This is a genomic window from Synechococcus sp. PCC 6312 (assembly GCF_000316685.1).
In the GTDB taxonomy this organism is placed as follows: domain Bacteria; phylum Cyanobacteriota; class Cyanobacteriia; order Thermosynechococcales; family Thermosynechococcaceae; genus Pseudocalidococcus.
Map to the genome: position 1 here is coordinate 1,869,330 of NC_019680.1, position 26,253 is coordinate 1,895,582.

The window sequence follows — 26,253 nt, forward strand, 5'->3', positions numbered from 1 at the left end:
TTCCCATGAGTGATCAGTTTTTAGCGGACTGTTTGGCCGTTGCCACAGAAGCAGCATTGGCCGGTGGGAAAATTCTCCAGGCCCATTGGGGACAATTGGAAATGGTTGAAGAAAAAGGCCGGAGCGGCGATTTAGTCACGATTGCGGACAAAGAATCAGAAGCGGCGGTTTTAGGGATTCTGCAAAAAAACTTTCCTAGCCATCAAATTTTGGCCGAGGAATCTGGTCGGATCGGCACCAACACCAGCCCCTATCTCTGGGCGATTGATCCCCTGGATGGGACAACAAACTATGCCCACCAATACCCTTTTAGTGCGGTTTCTATTGGCCTGCTCGTTGAAGGAGAACCACAAGTTGGAGTAATCTTTGATCCCTTTCATCAAGAACTGTTTGCCGCAGCCAAGGGCCTGGGAGCAACGGTCTCAACACCGCCATTGACAGCCGCCGCCACTAAGCATCTTCATGTTTCCCACACCAGCCAACTGCGGGATAGCTTACTGGTAACCGGTTTTGCCTACGACCGCCGTGAAACTTCCGACAATAATTATGCTGAATTTTGCTATCTCACCCACCTGACCCAAGGCGTTCGCCGGGCCGGAGCTGCGGCTATTGATCTTGCCTATGTGGCCTGTGGGCGGTTAGATGGCTACTGGGAGCGAGGCCTTTCGCCCTGGGATTTAGCTGCTGGAGTGGTGATTGTCCGGGAGGCAGGGGGAGTGGTGACCGCCTATGATCAGTCTGCTTTGGTTTTAGAAACAGGGCGGATTTTAGCCACTAACGGCAGAATCCACAGCCAACTCAGCCAGGCCCTAACTGCTGTTGCCCCGATCAAAGCCCAATTTCCAGATTTTTCTACCTTCCCCTTTCTGACCTAGAGGTTTACTAGATACTAAAAAACCCCCGCTACCGAGGGTGAAAATTTAGCTAGTTTTTCTAGAATTGAGAATTTTGGGGTTCCTTAGAGCCGCCCTCAACCACTAACTTAACCCGCCCAATTCTTAGAAGATTGATCTAAAACATAGGCAGCGACATTTTCAATTTGAGCTTCGCTTAATCGACCACCAAAAGCAGGCATTGCGTTTTTCCCATTTTGGACTTGATACATAATGGCATCAGCAGAGTTCATCCCAAACTGCTCTAGGGCCTCTTTTTTGAGGGTTTTGTTGGCCATCACGACATTACCACCGCCCATGTGACAGGCTGCACAGTTAGCACTGAATACCTTGGCTCCATCAGCAATATCAGCCGCAAATGCCGGGGTACTCAGCCAAGTCGTTAAGGTCACTAGGGTCAAAGCCAGGATCGTTAATAACGTTTTCACAAGTATTCTCCTCTTCAGGGTTCAATTCTTAGGGCAAGTATTAAAAGTGGCCAGTTCTAATTCGGGCATTTTTAAGAATGAGCTAGTCAACGGGATGCCAGCGGCCCAAGCCACCATCGGCAAGTTTACCAAATTTTTCCATCCCAAATCCGTTAAGGAGCTGAATCAGCAAAGGTTTCTGTTCCCCAACCCGGAGCCACGGATGCAGCTCGAAGGATAAATGCAGCTAATTCTTCCAATTGCTCAGTCGTTAACCAGTTTTCTGGGACTTCTCGGCACCAGTAGCTTTCTTCGCTTCCATCATAGGTCATGGGGAGGCGTTGAAAAGCCACCAAACTGGCAATACTGTCTCGGGGTGGGGCTGCTCCCTGAAGGTCTTTTAAGGATAAAGAGACAAGGGGATTCGGGAGAGTGGCCCCGCCAACATGGCAGTTTTTGCAATTTTCTTCAAACAGACGTTTTCCTTGGGTTAACTCGGCTGGAGTAAACTCTCGGGTAGCACCTGTGGCATCTAGGGGCAAACTGACGGGTTGAGTGGCCTTGAGATATTGAGACACATAGCCATCAATCCCATTGACCGCCCAGGCCGGGTTACCCCAAGCAAAACTCCAGGCCAAGCAACTAACAACTAATGCTGTGATGCCAACCTGGAGCCAGGGGATTATTTTTGCAAGGGTGGGGAGTAATTGCGGATAGTTATTCATTCAGGTTAATTAGATTTAGTAATAGACCTTGCCGCCGCCCCATTTTTCACCCAGGATTTTGGGAGCCACCAGGATGTGACCGGCAATGTCAGCTAAGTCTTTATCGGTCAAGTTCCGCATCTTCGGAAAGATATCGGCGCTCTTGAGGCTGGGGTGAACTTCGGCAATGGACTCTTCCCCATCATAGGTAGTTGGGTCTTTCATGTAGTCCACCAGGCCAGTAATACTATCCCGAGGTGGAGTCGCCAGGGCCAAGGTTTCTGTTGCCAAGTCAAGGCTAGGATTAGTTTTTGTTACCCCGCCCACATGGCAAGTGGCACAGGCATAGTTAAATAACCGTTGCCCTTCGTCATATTGTTGTTTGGTTAAGGTAATGGATTTCCCTTGGCTATCGAAAGGAACAGTTAACACATCGGCCGTAAGTTCAGCCGCCAGCGCGGTTCCCGTCAACACTTGCCAGGTACAGAGGATCAGGGCCGCCGCCAGCCAGAAGCATCGTCTCAGCATAGTTCTCCGTGCATTTTCTTGATAGGTTGCAATCTCAGCAGTTAAGGTCAAGGGGATCCCAATTGAGTTCGGGTAAGATGATGTCCAGGTCTGAGCATATCTGCGGCACACCGTCACAGTATCTCCCCAATGGGATCAATTACTAAATATCATGCCATTGCCCGGGCCTTTCCCAAAGTTGGCCTGATGAAGTCTCCCATTTCAGCAACAATTCGCGACCTTAGGCTGACCAGGCCACAAAGGAAATCGAGTAGGATCCAAGAGCTTTCTGCGGTCGAGGATATCCCGCTATGGCTTCTGAGCAACCTGTAACTAGCCGCCCGGTGACCATTCCCCAACTTCAACATTGGAAACAGCAGGGTCGACCGATTACCATGCTCACGGCCTGGGATTTCTTGTTGGCGGAAATTTTGGATCGGGCCGGCGTAGATGTGATTTTGGTCGGGGACTCTCTGGGTATGGTGGCCTTGGGGTATCCAACCACATTGCCTGTGACGCTCGATCAGATGGTGCATCATAGCCAGGCCGTGCGACGGGGGGTGAAACGAGCCTTGCTGGTAGCGGATCTGCCTTGTTTAAGTTATCAACAAAGTTCAACCCAAGCCCTGCAATCTGCCGGCCGGTTACTCCAAGAGGCGGGAGTTCAAGCTGTGAAATTAGAGGGAGCCTATTCCAGTGCCATCAGGGCCGTAACAATTCTCGTTGAGGTGGGGATTCCAGTTTTAGGCCATGTCGGGTTAACCCCCCAAGCGATTCATCAACTGGGTTCCTTTCGCCAACAGGGACAATCTGCTGCTGCCGCCGATGGGATTATTCGGGATGCCTTAGCCTTGGAAGCTGCGGGGGTCTTTGGGATCATTTTGGAGCATATTCCGGCCGATCTGGCGGAAGTGATTACTCAAAAACTGCGAGTTCCGACCATTGGGATTGGTGCAGGGCCCCATTGTGATGGCCAAGTGTTAGTGACAGCAGATCTTTTGGGATTATCGGCTCAGTCTCCACCCTTTGCCCCAGCCTATGCCCATTTGCGGGGGACGATTCACCAAGCTGTGACGGCTTACTGTCAGGATGTCCAACAAAACCGCTTCGGGCAGACTTAGGGATTGGCAGCTTTGGAGGGGTGGCTCAGATAACTTTAACGACTCGGAATTAATACCAGTAAATCGGTGCTGTCTAGATGTTGTCCGGCCTGGGAAAGTAAGACGGAAACCTGACCCCGATGATGGGTTTGATCAATCTAGAACCGATTCTGATTATTACCAATACCAGGGGATGATTGAATCACTGACCAGGCCTGGATTTTAACCTATATGTTTAAGGAGTTTGTTGTTAAGATTCGGTATTCGCAGGGCCTGGGGTAATCCCTAACTCGGCCTGGTGATTTTTGAGAGCAGTTTGAAACTGTTGGACTACCTCTGGCACCGGCACAACCCCTAAATCCCCTTGGGCTCGCGTCCGTAAACTGAGGCTATTGCTCTCCACTTCTTTGGCTCCAATCACGGCCATGACGGGAATTTTCTCTTTTTCGGCATTGCGGATTTGTTTACCCAACCGTTCCCCACTCTGATCCAGTTCGGCCCGAATTCCTAGGGTTAACAGTTGAGTCAGCAAAATTTGGGCAAAGGGATGTTGATCTTCTCCCACGGGCAAGAGGCGAATCTGGACAGGGGCCAACCAGAGGGGAAAATCCCCCACATATTCTTCAATCAAAATCCCAATCAATCGTTCCAAAGACCCAAAGGGGGCGCGATGGATCATCACCGGCCGTTTGCGACTGCCATCTTCAGCCACATATTCCAGGCCAAAGCGTTCCGGCAAATTGTAATCCACTTGCACCGTACCTAACTGCCAATCCCGACCGAGGGCGTCTTGGAAAATGAAGTCAAGTTTAGGCCCATAAAAGGCTGCCTCGCCAATGCCAATAAAATGCTCCAGTCCCAGGGTTTCCACTGCCCGTTGAATTGCCCCCTCTGCTTTTGACCAGGCCTCATCTGAGCCAATATATTTATCCGAGTCGGGATCCCGGAAACTCAACCGGGCCCGGAAGGTTTTCAGGTTGAGGCTCTTAAAGACGGAGAGGATTAAATCCACCACATCCAAAAATTCCTGATCCAACTGCTCCGGCGTGACAAACAAATGGGAGTCATCTACTGTAAAGCCGCGCACCCTGGTTAAACCGCCCAATTCCCCGGACTGTTCATAGCGATAGACCGTGCCAAATTCCGCCAACCGCATCGGTAAACTGCGATAGGAACGCAACTCGTTTTTATAGATCTGGATATGAAAGGGGCAGTTCATTGGCTTGAGGACAAATCCCTCTTCCACCGCTGCGGCATCGAGATCATCGGCCATGAGAGGGAACATATCTTCTTTATATTTCTGCCAGTGACCGGACGTTTTGAATAAATCAACCCGAGCAATGTGGGGGGTGACAACGGGTAAATAGCCCCGTTTGAGTTGCTCCTGCTTAAGAAAATCTTCCAGGGTGAAGCGTAAGACTGTGCCTTTGGGAGTCCAGAGGGGCAGGCCTGGGCCGACAATATCCGTAAATAAAAACAGGCCCAGTTCTTTACCAAGCTTGCGGTGATCGCGGCGGAGGGCTTCGGCTTTGCGGCGTTTGTGCTCGGCTAACTGTTCCGGAGTTTCAAAGGCCGTGCCATAGATGCGTTGGAGTTGGGCTTTGGTTTCATCCCCCCGCCAATAGGCTCCGGCGACACTTTCGAGTTCAATGGCCTGGGGGTTAAGGTCGCCCGTATTTTCCACATGGGGGCCGGCGCATAAATCCCACCACTGCTCACCGAGGTGATAGATCGTGATTGGTTCGGTTTTAATATCCGCCAGAATTTCCAGTTTGTAGGGTTCGCCCAAGGCTTTGATCCGAGCTTCAGCTTCTTCTCGGCTGACTTCTTCCCGAATAACGGGCAATTTTTGTTTGATGATTTTGACCATCTCTTTTTGGATGGCCTTCAGGTCTTTGTCGGTAAACGGCTCAGGATTGTCGAAATCGTAGTAAAAACCGGTTTCAATCCAGGGGCCGATGGTGACTTGAGCCTTAGGAAACAGCTTTTGCACCGCCATCGCAAGAACGTGGGACGTAGTATGCCGAATCCGCTTCAGGGTTTCTGATTCACTGGTTTTGGGGAGATTGAGAAGGGACTGTGACGCAGAATTAGACAAGGTAGCACCCTGGAAACAAATATATAGACAATGATTCTTCTATTTTAGGCAGTATCGCCCTAAGCCCAAGTGACTTGTCCTAAATCCGGGGGGACATCCTGCCAGCGGCCAATACCCACAGCTTTAATGGCTTCTGCTAAGTCTACCGCTCCGGTATAAATCGCTTTCCCCACAATTGCCCCAACAATCCCCCGGCCAGTCAGGGCAAAAATATCGAGAATATCGGTCAGGGAACTCACACCCCCAGAGGCGATAATTGAGACTTCAACTTGATCGGCTAATTCCTTTAAGGCATCTAGGTTTGGCCCTTGGAGTGTGCCATCACGGGCAATATCGGTATAAATAATTCCGCCAATCCCCAGCCGCTGCATCTGTTGAGCCAGTTGAATTGCAGTGATTTCTGAGGTTTCTAGCCAGCCGTGGGTTGCGACCCGGCCATTTTTGGCATCAATCCCCACCCAAATCTGTCCTGGAAATTCTGCGGCCAGTTCCGCCACTAATTCCGGTTGTTTGAGAGCTACAGTTCCGAGGATTGCCCGTTCCACCCCCAGGCCAAGTAAAGCTTGCACTTGTGCTTTTGTTCGTAGTCCCCCCCCCACCTGGACTGGAATTGGGAGAGTCTGGGCAATTTCAGCAATGATGTCATAGTTAACAGGTTGACCGGACTTGGCCCCATCTAGGTCCACTAAATGCAGCCGCGTTGCCCCTTGAGAAACAAAACTTTCGGCCACTTGGCGGGGATTGGTGTTGAAGACTTGGGCCTGGTCATAGTTCCCTTGAAACAAGCGCACACATTGGCCACCTAACAAATCAATCGCGGGAATGACATCCATCGTTATTGCCTAAAACTAACCCATCAATCCAGCCTACTGTGAATCTTTAGGGTTCTCCAGCTTTCTCTCGGAACTTAGTAGATGGAGGGTACAAAAAATTGTTCGTTAATCGGCGGGCGGACGTAGTCTTCGGGGGCGGGGCGGCGGGGCGGCAGATCAATGGCCGGGGGCGTGATGTCTTCGTAGGGAATTTTGCTGAGTAAGTGGCTAATGCAGTTGAGGTGGGCCCGGCGTTTGTCATCGGCTTCGACTGTAAACCAGGGTGCTTCGGGAATATTCGTATGGGCTAACATCGCATCTTTGGCTTTGGAATAATCCACCCAGCGATCCCGCGATTCTATGTCCATCGGGCTAATTTTCCAGCGTTTAGCAGGTTCTAAAATCCGGGCCTGGAAGCGGCGCTCCTGTTCATCATCACTGACCGAAAACCAATACTTAATAAGGATAATTCCAGATTTAACCAGCATCCGCTCAAACTGGGGGCAAGAGTCCATAAATTCGTTATATTGAGCCTCAGTGCAAAAGCCCATTACCCACTCCACCCCGGCCCGGTTATACCAACTCCGGTCAAACATGACAATTTCGCCCGCCCCTGGGAGATGCTCGACATAGCGTTGAAAGTACCATTGGGTTTTTTCCCGGTCTGATGGAGTTCCCAGGGCAACGATCCGGCAACCACGGGGATTTAGGGGGGCAGAAATTCGTTTGATCATCCCACCTTTGCCGGCTGCGTCCCGCCCTTCAAAAATAATCACGATCTTCAGGCCAGCGTGTTTAACCCAATATTGCATCTTGACCAGTTCAACTTGGAGGCGAGCCAGTTCTTTGTCGTAGAAGTCACGGTCGAGTTTGCTGGGTTTTGGAGTTTCGGGCAGGGCTTTTTTCTTGTCCTTGGCTTTCTTCTTTTTTCCAGGTCCCTCGGTTTGTGCTTCAAGCGGTGCTGCTGTGATGTCTAATTCAGCCATAGGTCAATATCCCCATCCCTGAGCAAGTGAGCGCAATATTAATACAGTCTGCCAGGCCTGGGAAAATCTCTGTTCATCATTAACACTTTCTTAAGTTGCTTAGGGCTAAATGACCAGAGCCAAGGGAATTAGCCACGATCGACACACTCGTTTTTGGCGATCCTTGTGGGATTTCCACGTTTAATCCGTTACTTATTCTTCTGAAAATTTAACATTCTTTAATGTAACGTTAATCTTACCTGACAAGATAGAATAAATTGATGGATATAAAACCTTATAAATAATGATACTGCCGCAGTTTTCAAAGATGCGAGACTCCCTTCGTAAACCAAAATCCCTGCGAACCTTATTTATCGTTTTATTTCTGTTTCAATCGGGAGTTTTTTTAGGACTATCCTATCTCCTGTTCGAGCAATCTAAACAAAGAACGATCTCTAACTTACTGGCTGCGCTGACGATAGAAACTAGTGAACGAATTAATAATCAAATTAGCCAAGAACTGCATACAGCTATTCGTCTCAATGCAATTAATCGAGATATTGTTGCAATTACTAACGGTACAACAAATTACAATTCACTTATTCGTGTTGCGACGATTCAACTCAATAACTTTCCCAATATTTCCGCCATTGGAGTGAGTCAAGTTGGGGGCTACTCCTTTAGAGTGAATCGTTATGGCACTACTCCCAATCAATTTGATGTAGAACTCCTGAGTCCTGAGCGTCCCAATGAACTACAAATCTTTCGAGTTAACCATGTCGGAAATAAATTTGTTGATCTGACAACTATGCGCCCTTTCAAGGTGACAGATTGGCCTTGGTACAAAAGCATTCAAAATATCAAACCCAATTCCTGGAGCCAGCCCCATATAAGCCGTGAGGGTTCCAACTTAGTCATCAGTACCTATATTCCTATTTATCCAACCGATACCCACCGCTTGCCCACCTTATTTGTTAGTAGCATTAGTCTCGAAAAAATTAATACTCTCTTAGAAGGACAGCAATTTAAGGTTAAGTCTCTGGCGTTTATCACCGAGTTGAGTGGGGAATTAGTCGGATCAACAACTAGGGATAAACCTTATTCGCTAGTCAGACATAAAAATAAGCCTGGATATTCCCTCAAACGAATTCATATTCAAAATAGTTCCAATCCGCTGCTGGTATCCCTGGCTCCTCTACTCCCCCAGGCCAGTACCCTGAAACCCGGAGAGTCGCGTCTAGAAAGTCTCATCTTTGCAGGTAATCGTTATTATGTTGAGACCGAGCGATTGAACTTTGATCCCAGTTTAGATTGGCTATTAATGACCGTTATTTCCGAAGTCGAACTCACCCAGGATATTCAGAAAGACTTAATTCCGATCTTGTTTTTGCTAGTGCTGTTACTTGTGATTATGGTGATCTTGAATCTCCTGACTGCCCAGGCCATTATTCGCCCGATTCGGACACTTCAAAACCGCACCCGTGAATTTGTTGCACCCGATACCTGCCTAGATACGATCGCTCATCCGATCAAAGAAATTAGTGAGCTTGACTCTGCCTTTGTCGAGATGGCTCAGAAAATCCACATCACCCTTAATCAACTTCAGACTGCCAATCACGAACTAGCCGAGCAAAAAGCCCACCTATCCCAAATTCTGGATGCAATTCCCATTGGTGTGGCAATCCATGCTCTCCACGGCCAAGTTGAGTACCTGAATCCGGCTGGCATGAGCTTACTGGGACTCACCGCAATTCCTAACTCCCCAGGCCTGGATACACTCAACCAAGACTTTCATCTCTTTCAAGTTGGCCAAAATCGCCCCTACCCCACCGAATTACTCCCCGCTGTCCAGGCCTTGCACGGTCAAACGACTGAACTTGATGATTTAGAATTTCGCCAGGGGGAACACCGCCGGATATTCAAGGCTTATGGTATCCCCATTTATAACCAGGCCCGTGAAATTACAGCAGCCCTCGTTATTTTTCTAGATATTACTGAGCGTAAACACCTGGAACAAATTCTCCAAAACTATAACGAAACCCTCGCAGCAGAAGTTAGAGAGCGCACCCAAGCTCTGATCAAAAGTGAAGAAAAATTCCGCTTTGCCTTGCAATCTACGGTGACAAGCTGGTGGGATTGGGATATTCAAACCAACGCCGTAGATTGGTCAGAAAACTTTGATCAGATGATCGGCCGCGCCCCCAACTCCTATCCCAAAAATGTCGACTCCTTCCTCAGCTTTCTCCATCCCGATGATGTGGAGCCGACCCAATCCAAACTGATGGAGTCAGTCCAAACAGATGCTCCCTACAAAACTGAATTTCGCTTTGTCCACCCAGACGGCTCCATGCGCTGGATTATGGCCACCGGAACAGTCCAACGGGATCAAAATGGGCGCGCAACCCGGATGAGTGGAATTAACCTAGACATCACCGAACGCAAACTAGCCGAAGAAGCCCTCAAAGCCAGTGAAGAAACCCTCCAACTCGCCCTTTCCGCCGAGACAGCCAACTGGTGGAAGTGGGATATTGTGAACGACCAAATGTACTCTGCCCCATCCTTCCATGATCTCCTCGGTCGCCACGGTGATGAACTCCCCCAAACCTGGGCTGATGCCATTGCTCTCATTTATCCAGATGACCAGGCCAAAGTCCAAGCGGCGATCCAGGCCACCTTAGAACATGACGCACCCTTTAATGTTGAATTTCGGATGATCCCACCCAATGGCAAAATAGTTTGGATAGCAGACCTCGGTGCACTGCAACGGGATGAAACGGGCCGGCCGCTCCAAGTCAGTGGCATCATGATTGACATTACTGAACGAAAACAGACCCAACTAGCCCTAGAGGAAAGTGAAGAACGGCTACGATTAGCTCTCAGTTCGACTGGTACCAGTTGGTGGGATTGGGATATTCTCAATAACGTGATTAGATGGTCAGACAATTTTTACGCCATGGTGGGCCGAAAACCGGAAGATTGTCTCTCCCAAGTTGAAGGGTTTCTCAGTTTTGTCCACCCCGATGATCGTGAACAGGTGCATCATGCAATCCAGGCCAGTCTTGAACATGACACACCCTATCGGGTTGAGTTTCGGTTTTTGCATCCTGATGGCGCGATTTACTGGGTAATGGCGAAAGGAATCGTTCAACGGGATGAAACCGGCCGGCCAATGCGGATGAGCGGCATCAATCTTGACATTAATGAGCGCAAAGAGATGGAAGAAGCCCTCCAAAAAAGTGAAGAACGTCTGAGAATTGCCCTAGAGTCCACGTCAACTAGCTGGTGGGAGCGAGACTTAATGACCAATATCTCCACTTGGTCAGAAAATACCGACTATGCCCTGGGTTACAGCCCGGATAGTTACCCCAAAAATCAAGACACCTTCATCAACTTGCTGCATCCTGAGGATCGCGATCGCGTTGTAGCCGGAGTTGAGCAAGCCATTGCCACTGGAATTCCTTATCAAGGAGAATTTCGTCTGGTGCGGGCTGACGGTGGGGTGGTCTGGATCATGGGAACGGGCCATGTCGAATATGATGACTCTGGCCAGCCGATCCGCATGAGTGGCCTCAACGTCAACATTACCCCCCTCAAAGAAGCCCAACAAGAATTAGAACGCCTCACCCAAATTGATGGCTTGACTGGGGTTTACAATCGTCGCTATTTCGATCAGGTTTTAGCGCAGGAGTGGCAGGTTGCTTGTCGGGAAGGAGATTGCTTGGCCCTATTAATGTTGGATATTGACTATTTCAAGAACTATAACGATGCCTTGGGACACCAGGCCGGGGATAGTTGCCTGATCCAAGTTGCCCAGACCCTCCAGCGATCGATTCACCGCTCCTCTGACCTAGTGGCCCGCTATGGTGGTGAAGAATTTGTCTTGATCTTGCCCCGTACCGATTTATCTGGAGCCGTAGTGATTGCCCAACGAATTCAAGACCTCATCTCAGCCCAAGGCCTCCCCCATCCGACCTCAGCAATTTCGCAGCAGTTAACCGTCAGTATTGGGATTCAATGTGGCATCCCCAGGCCGGGTCAACCCCCGCAAACCTGGTTAAAAGCCGCGGATGATGCTCTCTATCTAGCCAAGGAAAAGGGGCGGAATCAGTACGTGGTGAATGGGGCTGAAGCCGCGATTTAATCCGATAGCTGCCATCTGGTCTTAAACAGGAATTAGGATCAAAATAAAGAGGCAAACTGATTGAGACACCAGGAACAGATTCATGCCTAAAGCGGCTCTACTGACGGCGATTGCTGGCCTCAATCGGGGAATTCTCGCTAACCCAACGGAAAAGAAAAGGGTTGATGAGTTAGCCCAGGGCCTAGAAGCAGTCAACCCCACCCCTGATCCCCTGAAGGCTCCTGATAAACTAGCGGGTAACTGGCGGTTGATTTATACCAGTAGTCAAGCCTTACTCGGCCTGGATCGTGCGCCTCTGGTCAAATTAGGGCAAATTTACCAATGTGTCCGGCCAGAGGAACAAGCCATTTTTAATATTGCCGAGCTTTACGGGCTGCCTTACCTGGAGGGCCTGGTGAGTGTGGTGGCCAAGTTTGAGCCAATTTCTGAAGCACCTGCCAGAGTCCGGGTAAAATTCCAACGCTCGATTATTGGGTTAAGACAACTACTCAATTACCGCAACCCAGAACAGTTTATTAGTCAACTCGCCAGTGGTAAAACCTTGATGAGTCTGGACTTCAAGCTTAACAGTGAAGAACAACAGGGCTGGCTAGATATTACCTACCTGGATGATGATCTGCGTCTGGGGCGCGGGAATGAAGGCAGCCTGTTTGTTTTGACTAAGGCTTAGGTCTCCTCCCCCATTTTCCCAAGCCTAAACTTGCTGACATAGGGTAATCTCTAAGGGTCAAGGATCAGCGATCGGAGTGCAGTAGCGGTCATGGAAAGTTTGTGTGGGCGGGATGTGTTAAGCATGGCTGATTTGAGCCAGAGTGAGATTTTATATCTACTAGATTTTTCTTCACAGATGAAATCTGGCGCGATGACTCCCCGCTGTCCCAAAGTCCTGGGCCTCCTGTTCCAAAAAGCCTCAACCCGCACCCGCGTCAGTTTTTCTGTGGCCATGTATCAACTGGGGGGAAATGTCATTGATCTCAATCCCCAATCGACCCAAGTTGGCCGGGGTGAACCTCTCCCCGATACGGCCCGCGTCTTGGATCGCTATTTGGATGCCTTAGCGATTCGGACGTTTGCCCAGGCCGACTTAGAAACCATTGCCAATCACGCCCGCATCCCTGTGATCAATGCTTTGACGGATCGAGAACATCCCTGTCAAGTTCTGGCAGATTTACTAACCTTGAAAGAATCATTCGGGGGCCTGGAGGATTTAACCCTGACCTATGTCGGGGATGGCAATAATATGGCTCATTCCTTGTTGTTGGGGTGTGCTTTGGTGGGGGTCAATATTCGGATTGCGGCTCCCGTGGGCTATCAACCTTTACCGGAGATTGTCAGCCAGGCCGAGGGGATTGCGGCAGGGAAAAGTGAAGTGGTGATTACGACCGATGTGAAGGCGGCGGCGGCGGGAAGTCATGCCCTTTATACAGATGTTTGGGCCAGTATGGGACAGGAGGATGAAGCAGCGGATCGATTGCCCTTATTCCAGCCTTACCAAATTAATGATGAGCTATTACAACTTGCTAACCCCAATGCCATTGTCCTCCACTGTTTACCGGCCCATCGGGGTGAAGAGATTACTCCGGCTGTTTTGGAAGGCCCCCAGTCACGGGTTTGGGAAGAAGCGGAAAATCGTCTCCACGCCCAAAAAGCTCTTTTAGCTAGCATTCTGGCCTAATTTCTCGCTGATTTAAGACTCCAGCAGATTAAGGTTGGGGGTATTAAGGGTTGTGGGAGAACTGATGATTTTGGCAATAGTCTTTTCGGTTGCCACCACTGTTAGGCCTGGGGAGAGGCGTTAAGCTAAAAAAGAACGGTGTCCAGAATACGACCCATGACGAAGAACATGATTAAAAAAGTTTGGCAAACTCTGCGCCCAGCCCTCGGTATCTTGGTGGCGGCGGTATTAATTTGGCAATTGGCTCTCGATGGGGGGACTGTCTTAGCGGCCCGGAGTGGGGGGCGAGTGGGAGGTGGCTCTTTCAGTCGGCCGGTTCCCAGTCGGTCTTACTCTCGGGGTGGCGGCTATGGGGCTCCGACCTATGGGGGCGGATTTGGTTTTCCGTTTTTAATTCCCTTTTTTGGCTTTGGGGGCGGTTTTGGCGGCCTGTTTACGCTGATTTTGTTCTTTGGCCTGGCTAACTTCCTGGTTTCGTCCTTTCGGCGATTTCGGGATGAGGGAGATGGCGGCATGGGCAGTGAATTGGGCAGTAGTAACCCAGCCGTGTCTCTGAACGTTCTCCATGTGGGCTTAACGGCTCAGGCTCGGGAACTACAGGCGGACTTAAATCGGATTGGCCTGAGTGCTGATACGAGTTCTGCCAGCGGGTTAACCAAGGTTTTACAGGAATCTACTTTGGCTCTGTTGCGGCATCCTGACTATTGGGTCTATGCGGCTTCTGAGGAAAAACAAACCAAGCTTTTAGCGGCAGAAACTCAATTTAACCAACTGGCATTAGCAGAACGGAGCAAACTCTCGGCAGAAACCCTCTCCAACTATCGCCAAGAACTTCGTCAGACCGCAGTGGTGGCCCTGAGCCAGGCTGAGAAAGATGCCCTTGCCTATGGGTCTGCCAGTGGTGAATATATTGTTGTCACCTTGATTGTGGCTTCTGAGGGTAAATTCAGCTTACCGAAAATTAACTCCAGCAGTGATCTCCGCCAGGCCTTGCAACAGTTGGGCGGAATTAGCAGTGATCGGTTATTAGCGGTGGAATTACTGTGGCAACCCCAGGCCATGGGTGATACTCTAACCGCTGATGAGGTGCTTCTGGCTTATCCGCAGTTAAAACTTGTCTAGGCCGAGTATTCACGAATTGTTTAATTCAGCGAGACAACGGCAACCATAAATTCCCAGGCCCAGTCAGGACGGATCCGCTCTAGGTAGTGAAGTTTTAACTGGGCTTTTTCGATTAACTCCCTCAATTCTGCGCGGGTGTAACAGCCCCGGTAGGCCGGATCAACCCAAGGCAGTACCCAATCATAGATCTGACAGAGCCAATAGTCTTTGCACCAATCCACAATAATGAGTTTGCCAGCCGGATCGAGGACGCGTTTCATTTCGGTTAGAGCGTTTACAGGTTCGGGGAAATAATGAAAAGCACTGCTGGTCACAATCCGGTCAAAACAGGCATCGGGAAAAGGAAGTTGCTGGATATTGGCACATTGAAAGTGGGCCTCGGGAAAGGTCTGGCATTTATTTATGGCAACAGCCAGCATTTTGGGAGACAGGTCAATTCCAGTCAGGCGTAACTCTGGATATTGGCTCAAGAGGCGATAGGCAAATTCCCCAGTCCCACAGGCCAGGTCTAAAACCCGATCGGAGGCATGAATATCTGACCAGGCCTGGAGGATGTGTAAAGACTCGTCTAAATAGTGATGCCAACGGTGATCATAATGAGCCGCCAGCCGGTCATATTGCTGCTGGATTTGGGCCTCTAGGGATTTTCTTAAGGTCATTTCTCAGGCCTATCAATGGTTGAAACCCTACTTCTCCACCAAGTACCCCCCCGGCTCTAATTCTAATTCTCGGCCCCGCCAATGGACTTTGCGACCAAAGCAGCCCACGAGCCAGATTAAAAAACTCAAGCCATCTCTGAGGGGCAAAACCCAAATCCAGGCCCAAAGCTTCTCAGCGTTCATGGTTTGACAACAAATCCAGGCCTGGAACAATCGCATTCCCCAAACCGCCGCCCAAACCGCCAACGTCCATAATTCCCCAGAGACCCAAACCAGGCAAACACTATAAACCGTCCCAAAGGTGAAACCAATGCCATAATATTGCGATCCACGATTAAAGCGAATCCCGCGGGACCAACGAACTTCCCGCCCAAAAACCGTCCCGAGGGAATCCCCTGAACAATCGTTATGGAGTACATAGGTGGAAAGCTCAACCCCGTACCCTGCCGCCGCCGCCTCATACCCCAGCCGATAATCGTCCCCAATCCGGTTTTTAGCTAATTCCATTGCCCCTGTTTGAGTCAAGACCTGAGAACGAACCGCAATCGTCGGCCCAACCGCGAACTTAAGACCGCCATCTAACATCCGAGCAATTAGAATACTTGGAATAAAATCTAAACACCGCCCCAATGCTGACAGTGCTGCTCCCAGGCCCCGCGGGCGATGATCAAAATAGCCACAGGTGACAACTCCGAGTTGGGGATTTTGTAAGGGCGCGATGACGGTGGCTAGGTAATCCGGGGTGACGCGAATATCACTATCTACAAAAACGATGATCTGGCCATTGGCATAATCACGCAGTTGGAGCAAATTACTAATTTTGTAGTTCACTCCTAAAATTTCCGGACAGTGATACCAGCGCACCAGGTAGGGATAGGTTTGCACCAGTTGTTTAAGGAAGGGAACGGCTGGGTCTGATAATTCCCGCACTCCAAATAGGACATTATAATTCGGATAATCTTGTTGACAAAGAGAAAGCCAATTTTCCCAGGCCCCGGCTTCCAATCCACAGACAGGTACTAAGATTGTCACGGGTGGGGCCGGATTGAGGGGGGGGATTTTGGCGCGACTAAAGAACTGTTTAACCGCAATAGCCTGCCACGAATAAAATATAAATCCGGTCAGACTGAGAATCCCAAAGCCGATTTCGAGGACTTGTTGCACCAATCTCATCCCACCAACCCCTAAATCTGGGCCGGGTGAGCAATGGTTCCGGTGAGGGGTGAACTGGCACTGGCATAGGCTTTAACGGGAATCCGCCCAGCTTGATAGGCTAATCGGCCAGCTTGGGTAGCTAGGGCCATGGCGCGGGCCATCTGAGACGGCTGTTCGGCTTGGGCAATGGCGGTATTAATCAGCAAAGCATCAGCCCCTAATTCCATGGCCTGGGCCGCTTCGGAAGGAGAGCCAATCCCAGCATCCACAACCACCGGGATAGTCACGAGATCGACAATGATTTGGATATTGGCCGCATTTTTCAGGCCTTGCCCAGAGCCAATCGGAGCAGCCAAGGGCATAACGGTGGCACACCCAACCTCCTCTAATCGTTTGGCCAAAAGGGGATCAGCATTGATATAGGGGAGAACCGCAAAGCCTTCTTTGACCAGTTGAGTTGCTGCTTCTAAGGTGCCGATTGGATCGGGCAAGAGATATTTAGAGTCCGGAATGACTTCTAATTTGACAAAGTTATTATCTTCTTGTCCCAATAGTTTGGCCATTTCCCGACCCAGGCGAGCCACTCGAATCGCATCTTCAGCCGTTTGACACCCGGCGGTATTGGGCAACATCCAGATTTTTGACCAGTCAATGGCTTCTGCTAACCCGACATGGCCAGGGGCATTGGTTTGGACGCGACGGACGGCAACGGTGACAATTTCACAACCACTGGCGGCAATACTGGCCTGCATTTCAGCCATGGAGCGATATTTCCCGGTTCCTGTCATCAACCGCGATTGGAAGCGGCGGCCGGCAATGGTGAGGGGAGCCGGATCGGGGAGGTTTCCTGCACTGACAGGGGATGCAATATCCTGAGTCAACATAGCCAGTAATTGTGATATTTCCTTTCTCACCATACCAGGCCTGGCTAACTCTCCCATCAAGTCGGCCCCTCTCAGGCGAAAATTAAAGATGAAGTAGTTTGGCGTAGCACGATGAACTTCCAGGCCTGGTACCAATCCCTCTCCCGCTTTTTGGCTGTGGTCATCTGTGGGGTATTCCTCTGGGGTCTGGGTTTGGGGGTAATGAGCAACGGGGCCTGGGCCAGGGGTTGGGAGAACTTGCAACTCATTGCCGCTTTACCCCAAGGCAATGCCGTCACCGATGCCAAAGCGATTTTACGGAACGCTCTGCCCATTGATAACCCAACTGTTCGGGAACTCCAAGGCAATCTTGAGGATATTTCCAATCAACTGCGGGCTAAACGCTGGAGTGGAGTGGGGGGTGATATTAAAAAAGCCAAGCGGCTCCTAGAGACCAAAACCGACAAGCTCTTGGCCAGTATTCCTACCGATAGCCAACCCCAGGCCAAAGACCATCTTGAGCAACTGAACCAGACCCTAGACGCGTTACAAACCGCCGCAGAGGCGAAGGATCGTCAACAACTGCTGCCCCTCAAAGCCCAGGCCTTAGATCAGGTTGGTCGTCTGGAAGATTTGATGGTTAAAGGGTTTCCCTTTCAAATTCCGGCTGAGTATCGCAATTTACCCCAATTATTAGGTCGAGCAACGGTCAAACTAACAACGAGTAAAGGGGATATTACCGTAGTCCTAGACGGCTATAGTGCTCCTGTCACGGCTGGCAATTTTGTGGATTTGGTCAAGCGGGGATTTTATAATCAGTTGCCGTTTACGCGGGCCGAAGAATCCTATGTTCTACAAGCTGGTGATCCCCCCGGCCCCGAAGATGGCTTTATTGACCCCAAAACGAAAGAATATCGGGCCATTCCCCTAGAGATTCTCACTGATGGCGATAATACTCCCCTCTATGGCATCACCTTGGAAGACGCGGGACGTTATTTAGAGCATCCAGTCCTACCCTTTTCTGCCTATGGCACTCTAGCCTTAGCTCGTCCCAATGAAGATGCTAACGGGGGCTCCTCGCAGTTTTTCTTTCTTCTCTTTGAACCTGAGCTAACCCCGGCTGGTTTGAACCTACTCGATGGGCGATATGCGGTGTTTGGCTATACCGTTGATGGGCAAGATGTTCTGGGTAAACTGCGGCCTGGAGACATGATTGAAAAAGCTGAGGTGATTGCCGGGGGGGAAAATCTAGTCTTGTAGGGTCTCACGTTAGAAAAATCGGCATCAACAGGCCAATGGCAAAGGCGAGGGTGAGAATAATGCCCAGCGGCAGAGAAATAGACTGCCAAAATAGGAAACTAACCACGGCTGGACTGGCATTTTGAACCGATAAAATGGCAATCCCAATCATGGTGAGGGCAATAACAGCAAAGAGAAGATTTTTAGACATTTAATCCAACCAGATTTTATTTTGTTGAGGATTTGTGTAGTTCCCGGAACGTCTGGGTCAGCGGTCATCCTATTTATTTTTTTGGAGTTCTTGAACTGCCTTTTCAGAGCGATTATAGGGGTTATAGGTGGCAAAGCCAGAAAAAATAGAGCTAAAAAAGTGATTGGCTCCGCTCCGTAAGGTTTGGCTGAAGCTCCCCAGGGGGCCGGGAATGGCTGAACCATAGGCAATATAAATGAGGAGGACAACCATAACTGGTAAGGCATAATCCTTAGGGCGCATCGCAGTTCTTGGGTCGAGTTATATTCCCTGATTCTAAGGGTTCTGCAGATGGTTTTTGCCGACAAAGATTAGAGGAACCTAACCAATCAGCCCCTCTGTAATCGGCCTTGATTCCATCTCCAACGCTAAGACTCTGGCCAAAATGTTTAGCTAGCCCAGGCCTGGGAGCAAACCCTTGAAAAAAGGGGTAGGGAGGTTAATTTTCAGTAACATTCTCTTAAATTAATCTTAAAAATCTAAAGACTTAATAAAGAGACGCTCTGTTCAGCAGAAATACCTATAACGTAATTGTTCAAGATACCTCCTAACTGCGTCCTTGGCCCTGCCCCAAAAAAAACGATGGGGAATTGCAGGGTCATTTTTTTGTGCGCTTTTTCAGGCCAATTGACTTAGTCCAATTTTAGTCCATTAAATATCTGAAAGTCTTGTAAGTACTTAAAAACATAGATTGTAGATACTTGCTCTATTGCGTTTTCCGCAGAAGTTCAAACTCCTTGTCCCCAATTCTGGCCTGGCGCACAAACATATCCCTCAGCCTAATCCTGAAATCCTTCTGGGCTTCTCTACCGCTTGTCCTGCCTAAATGACTCAGGCTTTGGAATTTAATATTTTCAGAACTATTGTTCAAATTTCACAGATGCAGGTCTTATTGTTCCATCCCGATCATTGCTCAATGATTTCCCCTATCCCAGTAGCCTTAAGCAGATCCCTCTGCCCCATTAAAACCCTACAAATCCTTGCAAACAATCGTTTTTTAAAATGCCCCTATCCAAATTTCAACGGGATTACGTCCTAAAACCTCCTCCAAAACATCTATCAACTTGGTTAAAATACTAAAAAACTAGACTTAAAACAAGACTTACTATAAGTCCAAAAATCTCACATTAAAATAAATTTATACAAAATAAAGTATCCGACTAGTGGGCTGAAACGAAGTAGGTGAATTAAGGTAAAAGAAAAATCATCAAGGCCCAAAATGCTGTGGCCTCAGTTGTGGCGGTAGGCAGACTGTTCTAAGAAGGAAGTTTTTACTGCCTCTAATTTACTTCTGCCCCATCCCAATGAGTCACAGGACAATTACGAGAGTTTTTCTAGTGAACTGAGGTCTTAGCTAAATCATCTAAAACGGCTTGGGCGGATTGGTATCGTTGCCGGAAGTTGTAGCGCACCATCCGATTGAGAATATGCTCAAATTGCTCAGAAATTGGCCTAGCACTGGCCCAAATTAACTCGCCAGAATTTCGATCATGCTGAATATTACTCGGACTAACTCCACTGAGGGCTTGAATGGCCACGGCTCCCAAAGCATAAATATCACTGGCAAAGGTGGGGTATCCGGCCATTTGTTCGCTGGGGGCATAGCCACGGGTGCCAATCGCAATCGTAAATTTCTGATCTATGGCGGCCATATCTTCCAGTTGAATATGGCGCACAGCTCCAAAATCAATTAAGACAAGCTGCTGATCTGAGTCCCGGCGAAGAATATTTCCAGGTTTAATATCGCGATGAATGACGTTTAGGCTGTGGACATAGACGAGGATGGTTAAGATTTCCTCTAAAAGTTTCTTAACATATCCTGGGCTAAAAGTCCGCTGTTGTTGCAACTCATCCTGAAGAGAGCGACCCTTAACATACTCTTGAACCAAGAAAAAGGCTTGGCTCTCCTCAAAGTAGGCTAGAAGTCTGGGAATGCGATCGTGCTGGCCAACCTGAGCTAACGTTGCTGCCTCCCGTTGAAATAACCGCCGCGCCACCTGCATAAATTTGGCATCGGAGCGTGAGGGCAATAGCTGTTTCACAACACACACCGGCTTAAGGGGCATTTGCGTATCCTCGGCCAAATAGGTGCGCCCAAAACCACCCCGTCCTAACTGGGTAATGATTTGATACCGTCCCGCCAGCAGGCCTGGAATCAGTTCCGCTGAATAGCTATGGGCATCAATATCTTTGGCAGGACTAGAGGTGGGAATAGAACTCGTAGTCGGATCATGTTCCGTTGATTTCAGACCTAGGTTATGGGGATTCAATGCTGAAATATCGGTAATCGGAGCCTCTGTTTCCGGGGCGGCATCAAAATCAGCATCAATAACTGTTGCCTCTCCGGGGAAGACTTGGGGGGACGTTGGTATAGATGGCAGATTTGCGGCGTGGTTGGGGTTAAGTACCGTTGGTGGTGCTGCCGAGTCTGGTTGGGACGGTAATGAACCATCACCCGTTGAACCTGGCTCACTATCGAGAACAAAGGTTGCTTCCGAACATTGCCCAGGCCGGGGATTTGGCACAGCCTTAGCAAAGCGGGTTATTGACGGCCCATCTACGGCAAAGGTTTTTTCAGGATCAGTCGCATCTTGACTGGTTACATCAGTAATATCTGTAAGTTCAATCAGGGTATCAGCGGGATCAGTTGGCTTGGGAGATGAGCGGGCAGGATTTTGGGGATAACGTTGTGGCAGAGGGGCTGGATCGTGATTAAAGATGGCTGTTGATTCTTGCCCCAGGCCTGGCAGATTGGCAGATGCCGCCGGTGAGATCGCTGTCAAATCCAGAGCCGTTGGAAGCGGTTGGAATGGTTGGGGCTGACTTGGGGGCAAGGAGAGTGGATCGGGGGGGAGTACCGCTGGGGTGAGGGCTTCTGAAGGTGATTGTCCTTTCTCTAGACGAGTGGCTCCATAGATCACCATCGCTAATGAGGTTGTCACCATCCCCAGGCCCGCCGGAATCAACGGTAACCATCCTGCTGCCACTACAAACACACCATAACTGACCCCCACCAAGGCTCCGACACCAATCCCCACCCCCACGCTCGCCAACAGCCAAGAATATCGCCGGGAGAGATTTAACCAGAGCATCCCCGACAGCAAAGACCAGCCATAGACCCAAACCCATTCCCCCACCCCATCCCAGGCCCAGATTAAGGGTTGAGTCCGATTTACTGCCCCAATAATTTGTTGGACAATTTGGGCATGGATCACCAGGCCTGGGGTGCGTTCTTCTCCCTCTCTCAGGTTGTTTAAGGGTGTGATAAATTTATCGTTACTACTGTCCGCCGTTACCCCCAACAGCACAACCCGATTGCGAATTTGGGCTGGTGGCACTTCCCCCTTTAATACCTGCGTCAAGGACACCTGTTGCCCCAAGCCTTCATCCTTTTGAAAGTCAATTAGAATCTGGTAGCCCCGCGCATCTATCCCTTGGTATCCCCCCGTATTCGACATAATCCTCTCAAACACCTGATCACCGATTTTTAACTGCTCATTGGCATCAAACTCAGCCGGTTTTGACAGATACCGTTGCGCGAGGAGAAACCCCAAAGAGGTTGCCGTAGTACAGAGAGCCTCAGGTGTCGGTGTCCGCACTAAAATCCCCCGCCGCACCACCCCATCAGGATCCAGGGGTAAATCGGCAAATCCCACCTGATCCGACTCTAAACCCGCTGGCGATGCCACCCCAGGATTATCCTGACGACCCACTTTACACAGGGCAATGACATCAGGATGGGCAATCAGATATTGACTCAGGTTATTCTGAACCGTGTTTTCTACCTCAGGATTAAAGGGGTCAGGAATCGGTAAATCCCGAAATAAATCGAGGCCAATCACCTTTGGATTTCCGGCTTGAAGTTTTTCCAGAGCTTGGATTAAGAGCCAATCCGGTAACGGCCATATTTTCTGGGACTGAATATCTGCTTCCGTAATCGTGACCAACAGAATTGGCGAATCTACCAATCGCTCGGGCTCGGAGCGCATCATCTGGTCATAAGCCCGCAACTCAAATGACTCCAGCAAGGTCAGCATCTTCAGACCCATAACGCCCAGAGTGGCCCCAAAGGCAATCAAAACTGCGGGAACTTGGGCCTGGAGAACACGTCGCCAAAGGGGAGCATTACTCATGGGGAAGCTATAAAAAATGGGCATCAATTTATAGCCTTAATCTTAATCTCTCCCTTCCCAATTGAACGGATAGAGTTAAAATTCCCTGAGATTTTGCCGCGCTTGGAGCATTAACTGAGTTACTGGGCCTGGCAGCAGTCCAATATGGGCATTGTTGCAATACCCGGATCCACCCCTGCTTCTTGGAGATAAGTTTGCCATTGGTCTTGATAGCTAGAGTTACTAGGGCTGCTCTGTTGCAGTTGAACCAAAGCCGTTAAGGTATCGTTCCAAATTTGATTGGCAGCATAGAGGGGGAGCCGTTCCGCCACTGGGGTACTGTTGATAGCCTGGAGCATATTTGGATCTAAATCCACCCGCTCTACCCAGCCCTCCACATAGGGAAAACCACTGGGGTCACTACTGCACACTAAGGAAAAGTTCCATTTATATTTCTTGCCAACTTCCAGGCCATTGCTTCCTCCGTTGAGCTTAACCTTGACAATACCGGCCGTTGGATTAATGCCGTAGGTACGTTGCTCAATCAGGTTACCCTGCTCATCGGACACAATCAGTTCAATGGCTTTAGCAGAAGAAGCAGGAACATAGAAAAACAGGTCTGGATTCTTGGAAGCTGTCAGGGCCAAGCCATTATTGGGAGCCAAAGCAGTTAATTTGACTGATCCAGGTGTGCAAGTTGTCCCCCGGGTCGCCCCTGCTACTGTATTACCAGGCATTCCTAAATGACTAGGGATATAGGCTAGACGATTAGCAACGGGCCGGTTTGCAACTCGATCTCGAGCAATATAGGCCTGAACATTACTAATCGCCACAGTGGCATAGCGATCGCCTGGACGCAGACTCAGGGCCTTCTTGAAATTGACTAGGGCAGACTGATAATCCCTGCGAGCCGTTAAGCCATAGCCCTTTTGCATCGCCCCATTATAGCCATCTGATGCTGTCTGAGCCATCACAGCCGGAGTTACGAGGGGTAAGGCAATTAAGGGAGAGGAGAGGCCGATGACTCCAAGTAAACTGGCCTGGGCAATAAAGCGTGTGGGAAACATAGTGAACTCCTATTCTGAGGCAGCTTCAGTAAATAGCTAGCTTGGGTGGATACCTACAGTGTCCCTAAACCCGAAGGATGTAGGCGTGATATGAACATTTTTTTAACGTGATCCTCTGGCGACATTTCTGTGACTAGAATCACAAGCTAGCCCTCAATGGGTCATCCTACAGTAGAAAATTTGCCACTGAACCAGGCCTGGGGGTATCCCTAGAACGATCGGTTCACTATTCTTTTGCAACCAGTGTGCTAGCCTCTCCATACATTCCTCCTGCGATTTAAGACTAGCTGGTAAATCCTGACAAAAAGCTACTGCATCAACCTCTGAGGCTGTAAGCTCAATTCCATTCACTGATAAGCATGTATAAACAGTAATCAGAGCTACCCTCTTATTCCCATCTCCAAAACGCGGTATTTGTTCATCCCGCGCCGCCGCAATCTTTTTCTCAACATTGGGGTTCTATGGTGAGATTTCAGATCCCCTAGGAGTCTTAGTCGCAAAAAGGATGTCCCTATCGTAAATATTTATGCAATCAGTTGTTGTAAAGCTAGGCAGCTAGGGTTAAATTCAAAGACTGCCACAACCGCCGCCGTCCCAGAGCCACGTCCTCCGGCCGACATTGCCAACGGGGGCTAGCCGTCATTAATAAACTTTCCAAACTCTCCCGGTCAAATAAATGCCAAACCCATGCCCCTTCAACTTCATCCACAACCCCATAGCAATTGGTGGTGACACAGTGGATTTTCAGTTCTGTCGCAGCCCGCGACCATGTTAAGGATTCCCCAGGCCCCAAGTCCCAAAAATGCTCCATAAACTGCTTTAACTCGCCCCCAGATTCCACATTCAGTCCTGGAATTGGTCTCGATAACTGTTGCTCCCCATTCACCCAAAGCCAATAATGGCGAGATGGATCTATCCCTTCCAGCCAAAGAGATTCATCATCCAAACGGTAACGGGGAGCCAGGGTAAAGCAGGGCATAAATATTTTCCAGGTATTTAATAAAGTTATTTTTTAGAGTCAGCTAGTCTCCTAAGGGAGATGGCAACTAAGGTATTTTGAGTATTGATAAGACTCCTTAATTAGATCAATCAGACTTAATAATGTGTTACAGACGAGTTCACAAAACTTTATTTCATCTGGGACATTGGCCAAAGTTAGCAAAAGTGACAGATAAGAATCTTTACAATCACATGAGCTGTGGTAACATTCACCTGAGTTATGCCCCTATTAGCCGGAAACGATTTTTGACTCATTTGCGTCAGACAATTCTTAAATCGGCCATGCAAGGGAACATCCCTAATTATTGAGGACGGTATCTGGAGTGACTCAACCCAACTTTGCAAATTCTCCCCAGGCCCAGAGCCATCGTGCTCCCGTTCCCCCGGTCAAAGTCGGTGTCATTGGGGTCGGCAACATGGGGCAGCACCACACTCGAGTCTTAAGTCTGCTCAAAGATGTGGAACTGGTGGGAATTTCGGACTTGAACTTAGAGCGGGGTATTGATACCGCCAGTAAATATCGAGTCCGTTTTTTTGAGGATTATCACGACCTACTGCCCCATGTAGATGCGGTTTGTATTGCCGTCCCCACTCGCCAGCACCATGAGGTTGGCATTACCTGCTTACGGGCTGGGGTCCATGTTCTGGTTGAAAAACCCATCGCCGCCAGTATTGCCGAAGCGGAATCTCTAGTGAATACAGCCGCAGAACAGACTTGTATTTTGCAAGTTGGGCACATTGAGCGGTTTAACCCAGTTTTTCAAGAATTTAGTCAGGTTTTAACAACCGAAGAAATTCTCGCCCTCGAAGCCCATCGGATGAGTCCCTATTCAGACCGGGCCAATGATGTTTCCGTGGTTTTGGACTTGATGATCCATGACATTGACCTCCTGCTGGAACTGACTAATTCTCCGGTTTCGCGGTTAACCGCCGCCGGGAGTCGTTCGGCTAATTCCGGCTATTTGGATTATGTTACTGCCACCTTAGGATTTGCCAATGGGGTAGTGGCCACCCTGACAGCTAGCAAAGTCACCCATCGCAAATTACGCCGGATTGTCGCCCACTGTAAAAAATCCCTGACAGAAGCAGATTTCTTAAAAAATGAGATCTTGATCCATCGCCAAATGCACGCCAGTTGTCTCGCTGATCATGGGCAAGTGCTATACCGTCAAGATGGGCTGATCGAAAAAGTTTATACCAGCAACATTGAGCCACTCCATGCAGAATTAGAGCATTTTGTCCATTGTGTGCGTGGGGGCAATCCTCCTTCTGTGGGTGGAGAGCAGGCCCTAAAAGCCTTACGTCTAGCCAGCTTGATTGAGCAGGTAGCCCTAGATGGACATGGCTGGCCGGGGGAAAATCTGGCGGCCTTAAATGCCATCACAGGGGTTGCAGCCACCTAAAATCTCTCTGGAGTCGTCTAGTGGTAGCTTAAAATATAGCTGTGGTTAAAAATAAACTTAGCCTCGGTTAGAGCATCCTGAA

The 26,253-nt window shown here is 49.3% G+C and carries 23 protein-coding genes; 8 read left to right on the forward strand and 15 right to left on the reverse strand.

The features are described 5' to 3' along the window. Positions 1-5: 5 nt before the first annotated feature. Entirely contained in the window at positions 6-875 is an 870-nt protein-coding gene (locus SYN6312_RS09100; RefSeq protein WP_015124576.1) for an inositol monophosphatase family protein, read from the forward strand. A 107-nt stretch (positions 876-982) separates the two neighbouring features. Here SYN6312_RS09100 and petJ read toward each other — a convergent pair whose 3' ends face one another. From petJ to psbV, 3 genes are all read right to left on the reverse strand, one after another. Then, positions 983-1,321, reverse strand: coding sequence for a cytochrome c6 PetJ (gene petJ, locus SYN6312_RS09105; RefSeq protein WP_015124577.1), 339 nt, complete (start codon positions 1,319-1,321; stop codon positions 983-985). Between the two features lie 152 nt (positions 1,322-1,473). Continuing rightward, positions 1,474-2,025, reverse strand: coding sequence for a photosystem II cytochrome PsbV2 (gene psbV2 / locus SYN6312_RS09110; protein ID WP_015124578.1), 552 nt, complete (start codon positions 2,023-2,025; stop codon positions 1,474-1,476). 15 nt (positions 2,026-2,040) lie between these two features. After that, positions 2,041-2,532, reverse strand: a complete 492-nt coding sequence (gene psbV, locus SYN6312_RS09115; protein ID WP_041431357.1) for a photosystem II cytochrome c-550 — start codon at positions 2,530-2,532, stop codon at positions 2,041-2,043. A 290-nt stretch (positions 2,533-2,822) separates the two neighbouring features. Between psbV and panB the strand changes: the two genes are divergently transcribed. Then, positions 2,823-3,632: a 3-methyl-2-oxobutanoate hydroxymethyltransferase gene (gene panB, locus SYN6312_RS09120; protein ID WP_015124580.1), complete on the forward strand. Its 810-nt coding sequence runs from the start codon at positions 2,823-2,825 to the stop codon at positions 3,630-3,632. A gap of 35 nt (positions 3,633-3,667) precedes the next feature. On the opposite strand, the gene SYN6312_RS20990 is transcribed toward panB, so the two are convergent. The 4 genes from SYN6312_RS20990 to ppk2 form a co-directional block, all read right to left on the reverse strand. After that, entirely contained in the window at positions 3,668-3,769 is a 102-nt protein-coding gene (locus SYN6312_RS20990; protein WP_071880562.1) for a DinB family protein, read from the reverse strand. Positions 3,770-3,861: 92 nt separating this feature from the next. Next, positions 3,862-5,709: a threonine--tRNA ligase gene (thrS, locus tag SYN6312_RS09125; protein ID WP_015124581.1), complete on the reverse strand. Its 1,848-nt coding sequence runs from the start codon at positions 5,707-5,709 to the stop codon at positions 3,862-3,864. A gap of 59 nt (positions 5,710-5,768) precedes the next feature. Then, positions 5,769-6,542: a 1-(5-phosphoribosyl)-5-[(5-phosphoribosylamino)methylideneamino]imidazole-4-carboxamide isomerase gene (gene hisA / locus SYN6312_RS09130; RefSeq protein WP_015124582.1), complete on the reverse strand. Its 774-nt coding sequence runs from the start codon at positions 6,540-6,542 to the stop codon at positions 5,769-5,771. Between the two features lie 74 nt (positions 6,543-6,616). After that, positions 6,617-7,507 (reverse strand): polyphosphate kinase 2, encoded by an 891-nt coding sequence (gene ppk2 / locus SYN6312_RS09135; RefSeq protein ID WP_015124583.1) that lies wholly within the window; start codon positions 7,505-7,507, stop codon positions 6,617-6,619. Positions 7,508-7,814: 307 nt separating this feature from the next. Here ppk2 and SYN6312_RS18285 point away from each other — a divergent pair, with 307 nt between their 5' ends. The 4 genes from SYN6312_RS18285 to SYN6312_RS09155 all read left to right on the forward strand — a co-directional run bounded on the left by SYN6312_RS18285 (position 7,815) and on the right by SYN6312_RS09155 (position 14,424). Further along, positions 7,815-11,627, forward strand: coding sequence for a PAS domain-containing protein (locus tag SYN6312_RS18285; RefSeq protein ID WP_015124584.1), 3,813 nt, complete (start codon positions 7,815-7,817; stop codon positions 11,625-11,627). 82 nt (positions 11,628-11,709) lie between these two features. Beyond that, positions 11,710-12,297, forward strand: a complete 588-nt coding sequence (locus SYN6312_RS09145; RefSeq protein WP_015124585.1) for a PAP/fibrillin family protein — start codon at positions 11,710-11,712, stop codon at positions 12,295-12,297. 90 nt (positions 12,298-12,387) lie between these two features. Continuing rightward, positions 12,388-13,302, forward strand: coding sequence for an ornithine carbamoyltransferase (gene argF, locus SYN6312_RS09150; protein ID WP_015124586.1), 915 nt, complete (start codon positions 12,388-12,390; stop codon positions 13,300-13,302). Positions 13,303-13,470: 168 nt separating this feature from the next. Further along, a complete protein-coding gene (locus tag SYN6312_RS09155) occupies positions 13,471-14,424 on the forward strand; it encodes a DUF1517 domain-containing protein (protein WP_041430792.1) in 954 nt (317 codons plus the stop codon). 20 nt (positions 14,425-14,444) lie between these two features. Here SYN6312_RS09155 and SYN6312_RS09160 read toward each other — a convergent pair whose 3' ends face one another. The 3 genes from SYN6312_RS09160 to SYN6312_RS09170 are packed head-to-tail and all read right to left on the reverse strand — an operon-like array spanning position 14,445 to position 17,122. Further along, on the reverse strand, positions 14,445-15,083 hold the full coding sequence (locus SYN6312_RS09160) for a class I SAM-dependent methyltransferase (RefSeq protein ID WP_015124588.1): 639 nt from the start codon (positions 15,081-15,083) through the stop codon (positions 14,445-14,447). A gap of 27 nt (positions 15,084-15,110) precedes the next feature. Further along, the gene (locus SYN6312_RS09165) at positions 15,111-16,256 is read right to left on the reverse strand and encodes a glycosyltransferase (protein WP_015124589.1); all 1,146 of its coding nucleotides are present in this window, start codon (positions 16,254-16,256) and stop codon (positions 15,111-15,113) included. A gap of 11 nt (positions 16,257-16,267) precedes the next feature. Beyond that, positions 16,268-17,122, reverse strand: a complete 855-nt coding sequence (locus tag SYN6312_RS09170) for a thiazole synthase (protein WP_041430793.1) — start codon at positions 17,120-17,122, stop codon at positions 16,268-16,270. A 111-nt stretch (positions 17,123-17,233) separates the two neighbouring features. On the opposite strand from SYN6312_RS09170, the gene SYN6312_RS09175 reads away from it, so the two are divergent. Next, positions 17,234-18,361, forward strand: a complete 1,128-nt coding sequence (locus SYN6312_RS09175) for a peptidylprolyl isomerase (protein WP_015124591.1) — start codon at positions 17,234-17,236, stop codon at positions 18,359-18,361. Between the two features lie 4 nt (positions 18,362-18,365). Here the strand turns inward: SYN6312_RS09175 and SYN6312_RS09180 are convergent, their stop codons facing one another. From SYN6312_RS09180 to SYN6312_RS09200, 5 genes are all read right to left on the reverse strand, one after another. After that, positions 18,366-18,551: a lipopolysaccharide assembly protein LapA domain-containing protein gene (locus tag SYN6312_RS09180; protein WP_015124592.1), complete on the reverse strand. Its 186-nt coding sequence runs from the start codon at positions 18,549-18,551 to the stop codon at positions 18,366-18,368. 69 nt (positions 18,552-18,620) lie between these two features. Beyond that, positions 18,621-18,833, reverse strand: a complete 213-nt coding sequence (locus SYN6312_RS09185) for a hypothetical protein (RefSeq protein ID WP_015124593.1) — start codon at positions 18,831-18,833, stop codon at positions 18,621-18,623. 1,091 nt (positions 18,834-19,924) lie between these two features. After that, a complete protein-coding gene (locus SYN6312_RS18290) occupies positions 19,925-22,747 on the reverse strand; it encodes a CHASE2 domain-containing serine/threonine-protein kinase (RefSeq protein WP_015124594.1) in 2,823 nt (940 codons plus the stop codon). 95 nt (positions 22,748-22,842) lie between these two features. Then, positions 22,843-23,769 (reverse strand): DUF928 domain-containing protein, encoded by a 927-nt coding sequence (locus SYN6312_RS09195; RefSeq protein WP_015124595.1) that lies wholly within the window; start codon positions 23,767-23,769, stop codon positions 22,843-22,845. Between the two features lie 547 nt (positions 23,770-24,316). Continuing rightward, positions 24,317-24,748 (reverse strand): hypothetical protein, encoded by a 432-nt coding sequence (locus SYN6312_RS09200; protein ID WP_015124596.1) that lies wholly within the window; start codon positions 24,746-24,748, stop codon positions 24,317-24,319. Between the two features lie 343 nt (positions 24,749-25,091). On the opposite strand from SYN6312_RS09200, the gene SYN6312_RS09205 reads away from it, so the two are divergent. Beyond that, positions 25,092-26,171: a Gfo/Idh/MocA family protein gene (locus SYN6312_RS09205; protein ID WP_015124597.1), complete on the forward strand. Its 1,080-nt coding sequence runs from the start codon at positions 25,092-25,094 to the stop codon at positions 26,169-26,171. The last annotated feature ends 82 nt before the right edge of the window (positions 26,172-26,253 follow it).

What these genes read in the sequence shown, in the direction of transcription:
- SYN6312_RS09195 (WP_015124595.1), bottom strand. Translation starts at nt 23,769, where the DNA reads ATGTTTCCCACACGCTTTATTGCCCAGGCCAGTTTACTTGGAGTCATC.
- SYN6312_RS09200 (WP_015124596.1), bottom strand. Translation starts at nt 24,748, where the DNA reads ATGCCCTGCTTTACCCTGGCTCCCCGTTACCGTTTGGATGATGAATCT.
- hisA (WP_015124582.1), bottom strand. Translation starts at nt 6,542, where the DNA reads ATGGATGTCATTCCCGCGATTGATTTGTTAGGTGGCCAATGTGTGCGC.
- SYN6312_RS09175 (WP_015124591.1), top strand. Translation starts at nt 17,234, where the DNA reads ATGAACTTCCAGGCCTGGTACCAATCCCTCTCCCGCTTTTTGGCTGTG.
- SYN6312_RS09170 (WP_041430793.1), bottom strand. Translation starts at nt 17,122, where the DNA reads ATGTTGACTCAGGATATTGCATCCCCTGTCAGTGCAGGAAACCTCCCC.
- psbV2 (WP_015124578.1), bottom strand. Translation starts at nt 2,025, where the DNA reads ATGAATAACTATCCGCAATTACTCCCCACCCTTGCAAAAATAATCCCC.
- SYN6312_RS09160 (WP_015124588.1), bottom strand. Translation starts at nt 15,083, where the DNA reads ATGACCTTAAGAAAATCCCTAGAGGCCCAAATCCAGCAGCAATATGAC.
- SYN6312_RS18290 (WP_015124594.1), bottom strand. Translation starts at nt 22,747, where the DNA reads ATGCCCATTTTTTATAGCTTCCCCATGAGTAATGCTCCCCTTTGGCGA.
- psbV (WP_041431357.1), bottom strand. Translation starts at nt 2,532, where the DNA reads ATGCTGAGACGATGCTTCTGGCTGGCGGCGGCCCTGATCCTCTGTACC.
- SYN6312_RS09180 (WP_015124592.1), bottom strand. Translation starts at nt 18,551, where the DNA reads ATGTCTAAAAATCTTCTCTTTGCTGTTATTGCCCTCACCATGATTGGG.
- SYN6312_RS09185 (WP_015124593.1), bottom strand. Translation starts at nt 18,833, where the DNA reads ATGCGCCCTAAGGATTATGCCTTACCAGTTATGGTTGTCCTCCTCATT.
- SYN6312_RS09155 (WP_041430792.1), top strand. Translation starts at nt 13,471, where the DNA reads ATGATTAAAAAAGTTTGGCAAACTCTGCGCCCAGCCCTCGGTATCTTG.
- panB (WP_015124580.1), top strand. Translation starts at nt 2,823, where the DNA reads ATGGCTTCTGAGCAACCTGTAACTAGCCGCCCGGTGACCATTCCCCAA.
- argF (WP_015124586.1), top strand. Translation starts at nt 12,388, where the DNA reads ATGGAAAGTTTGTGTGGGCGGGATGTGTTAAGCATGGCTGATTTGAGC.
- SYN6312_RS18285 (WP_015124584.1), top strand. Translation starts at nt 7,815, where the DNA reads ATGCGAGACTCCCTTCGTAAACCAAAATCCCTGCGAACCTTATTTATC.
- ppk2 (WP_015124583.1), bottom strand. Translation starts at nt 7,507, where the DNA reads ATGGCTGAATTAGACATCACAGCAGCACCGCTTGAAGCACAAACCGAG.
- SYN6312_RS09145 (WP_015124585.1), top strand. Translation starts at nt 11,710, where the DNA reads ATGCCTAAAGCGGCTCTACTGACGGCGATTGCTGGCCTCAATCGGGGA.
- SYN6312_RS09165 (WP_015124589.1), bottom strand. Translation starts at nt 16,256, where the DNA reads ATGAGATTGGTGCAACAAGTCCTCGAAATCGGCTTTGGGATTCTCAGT.
- SYN6312_RS09100 (WP_015124576.1), top strand. Translation starts at nt 6, where the DNA reads ATGAGTGATCAGTTTTTAGCGGACTGTTTGGCCGTTGCCACAGAAGCA.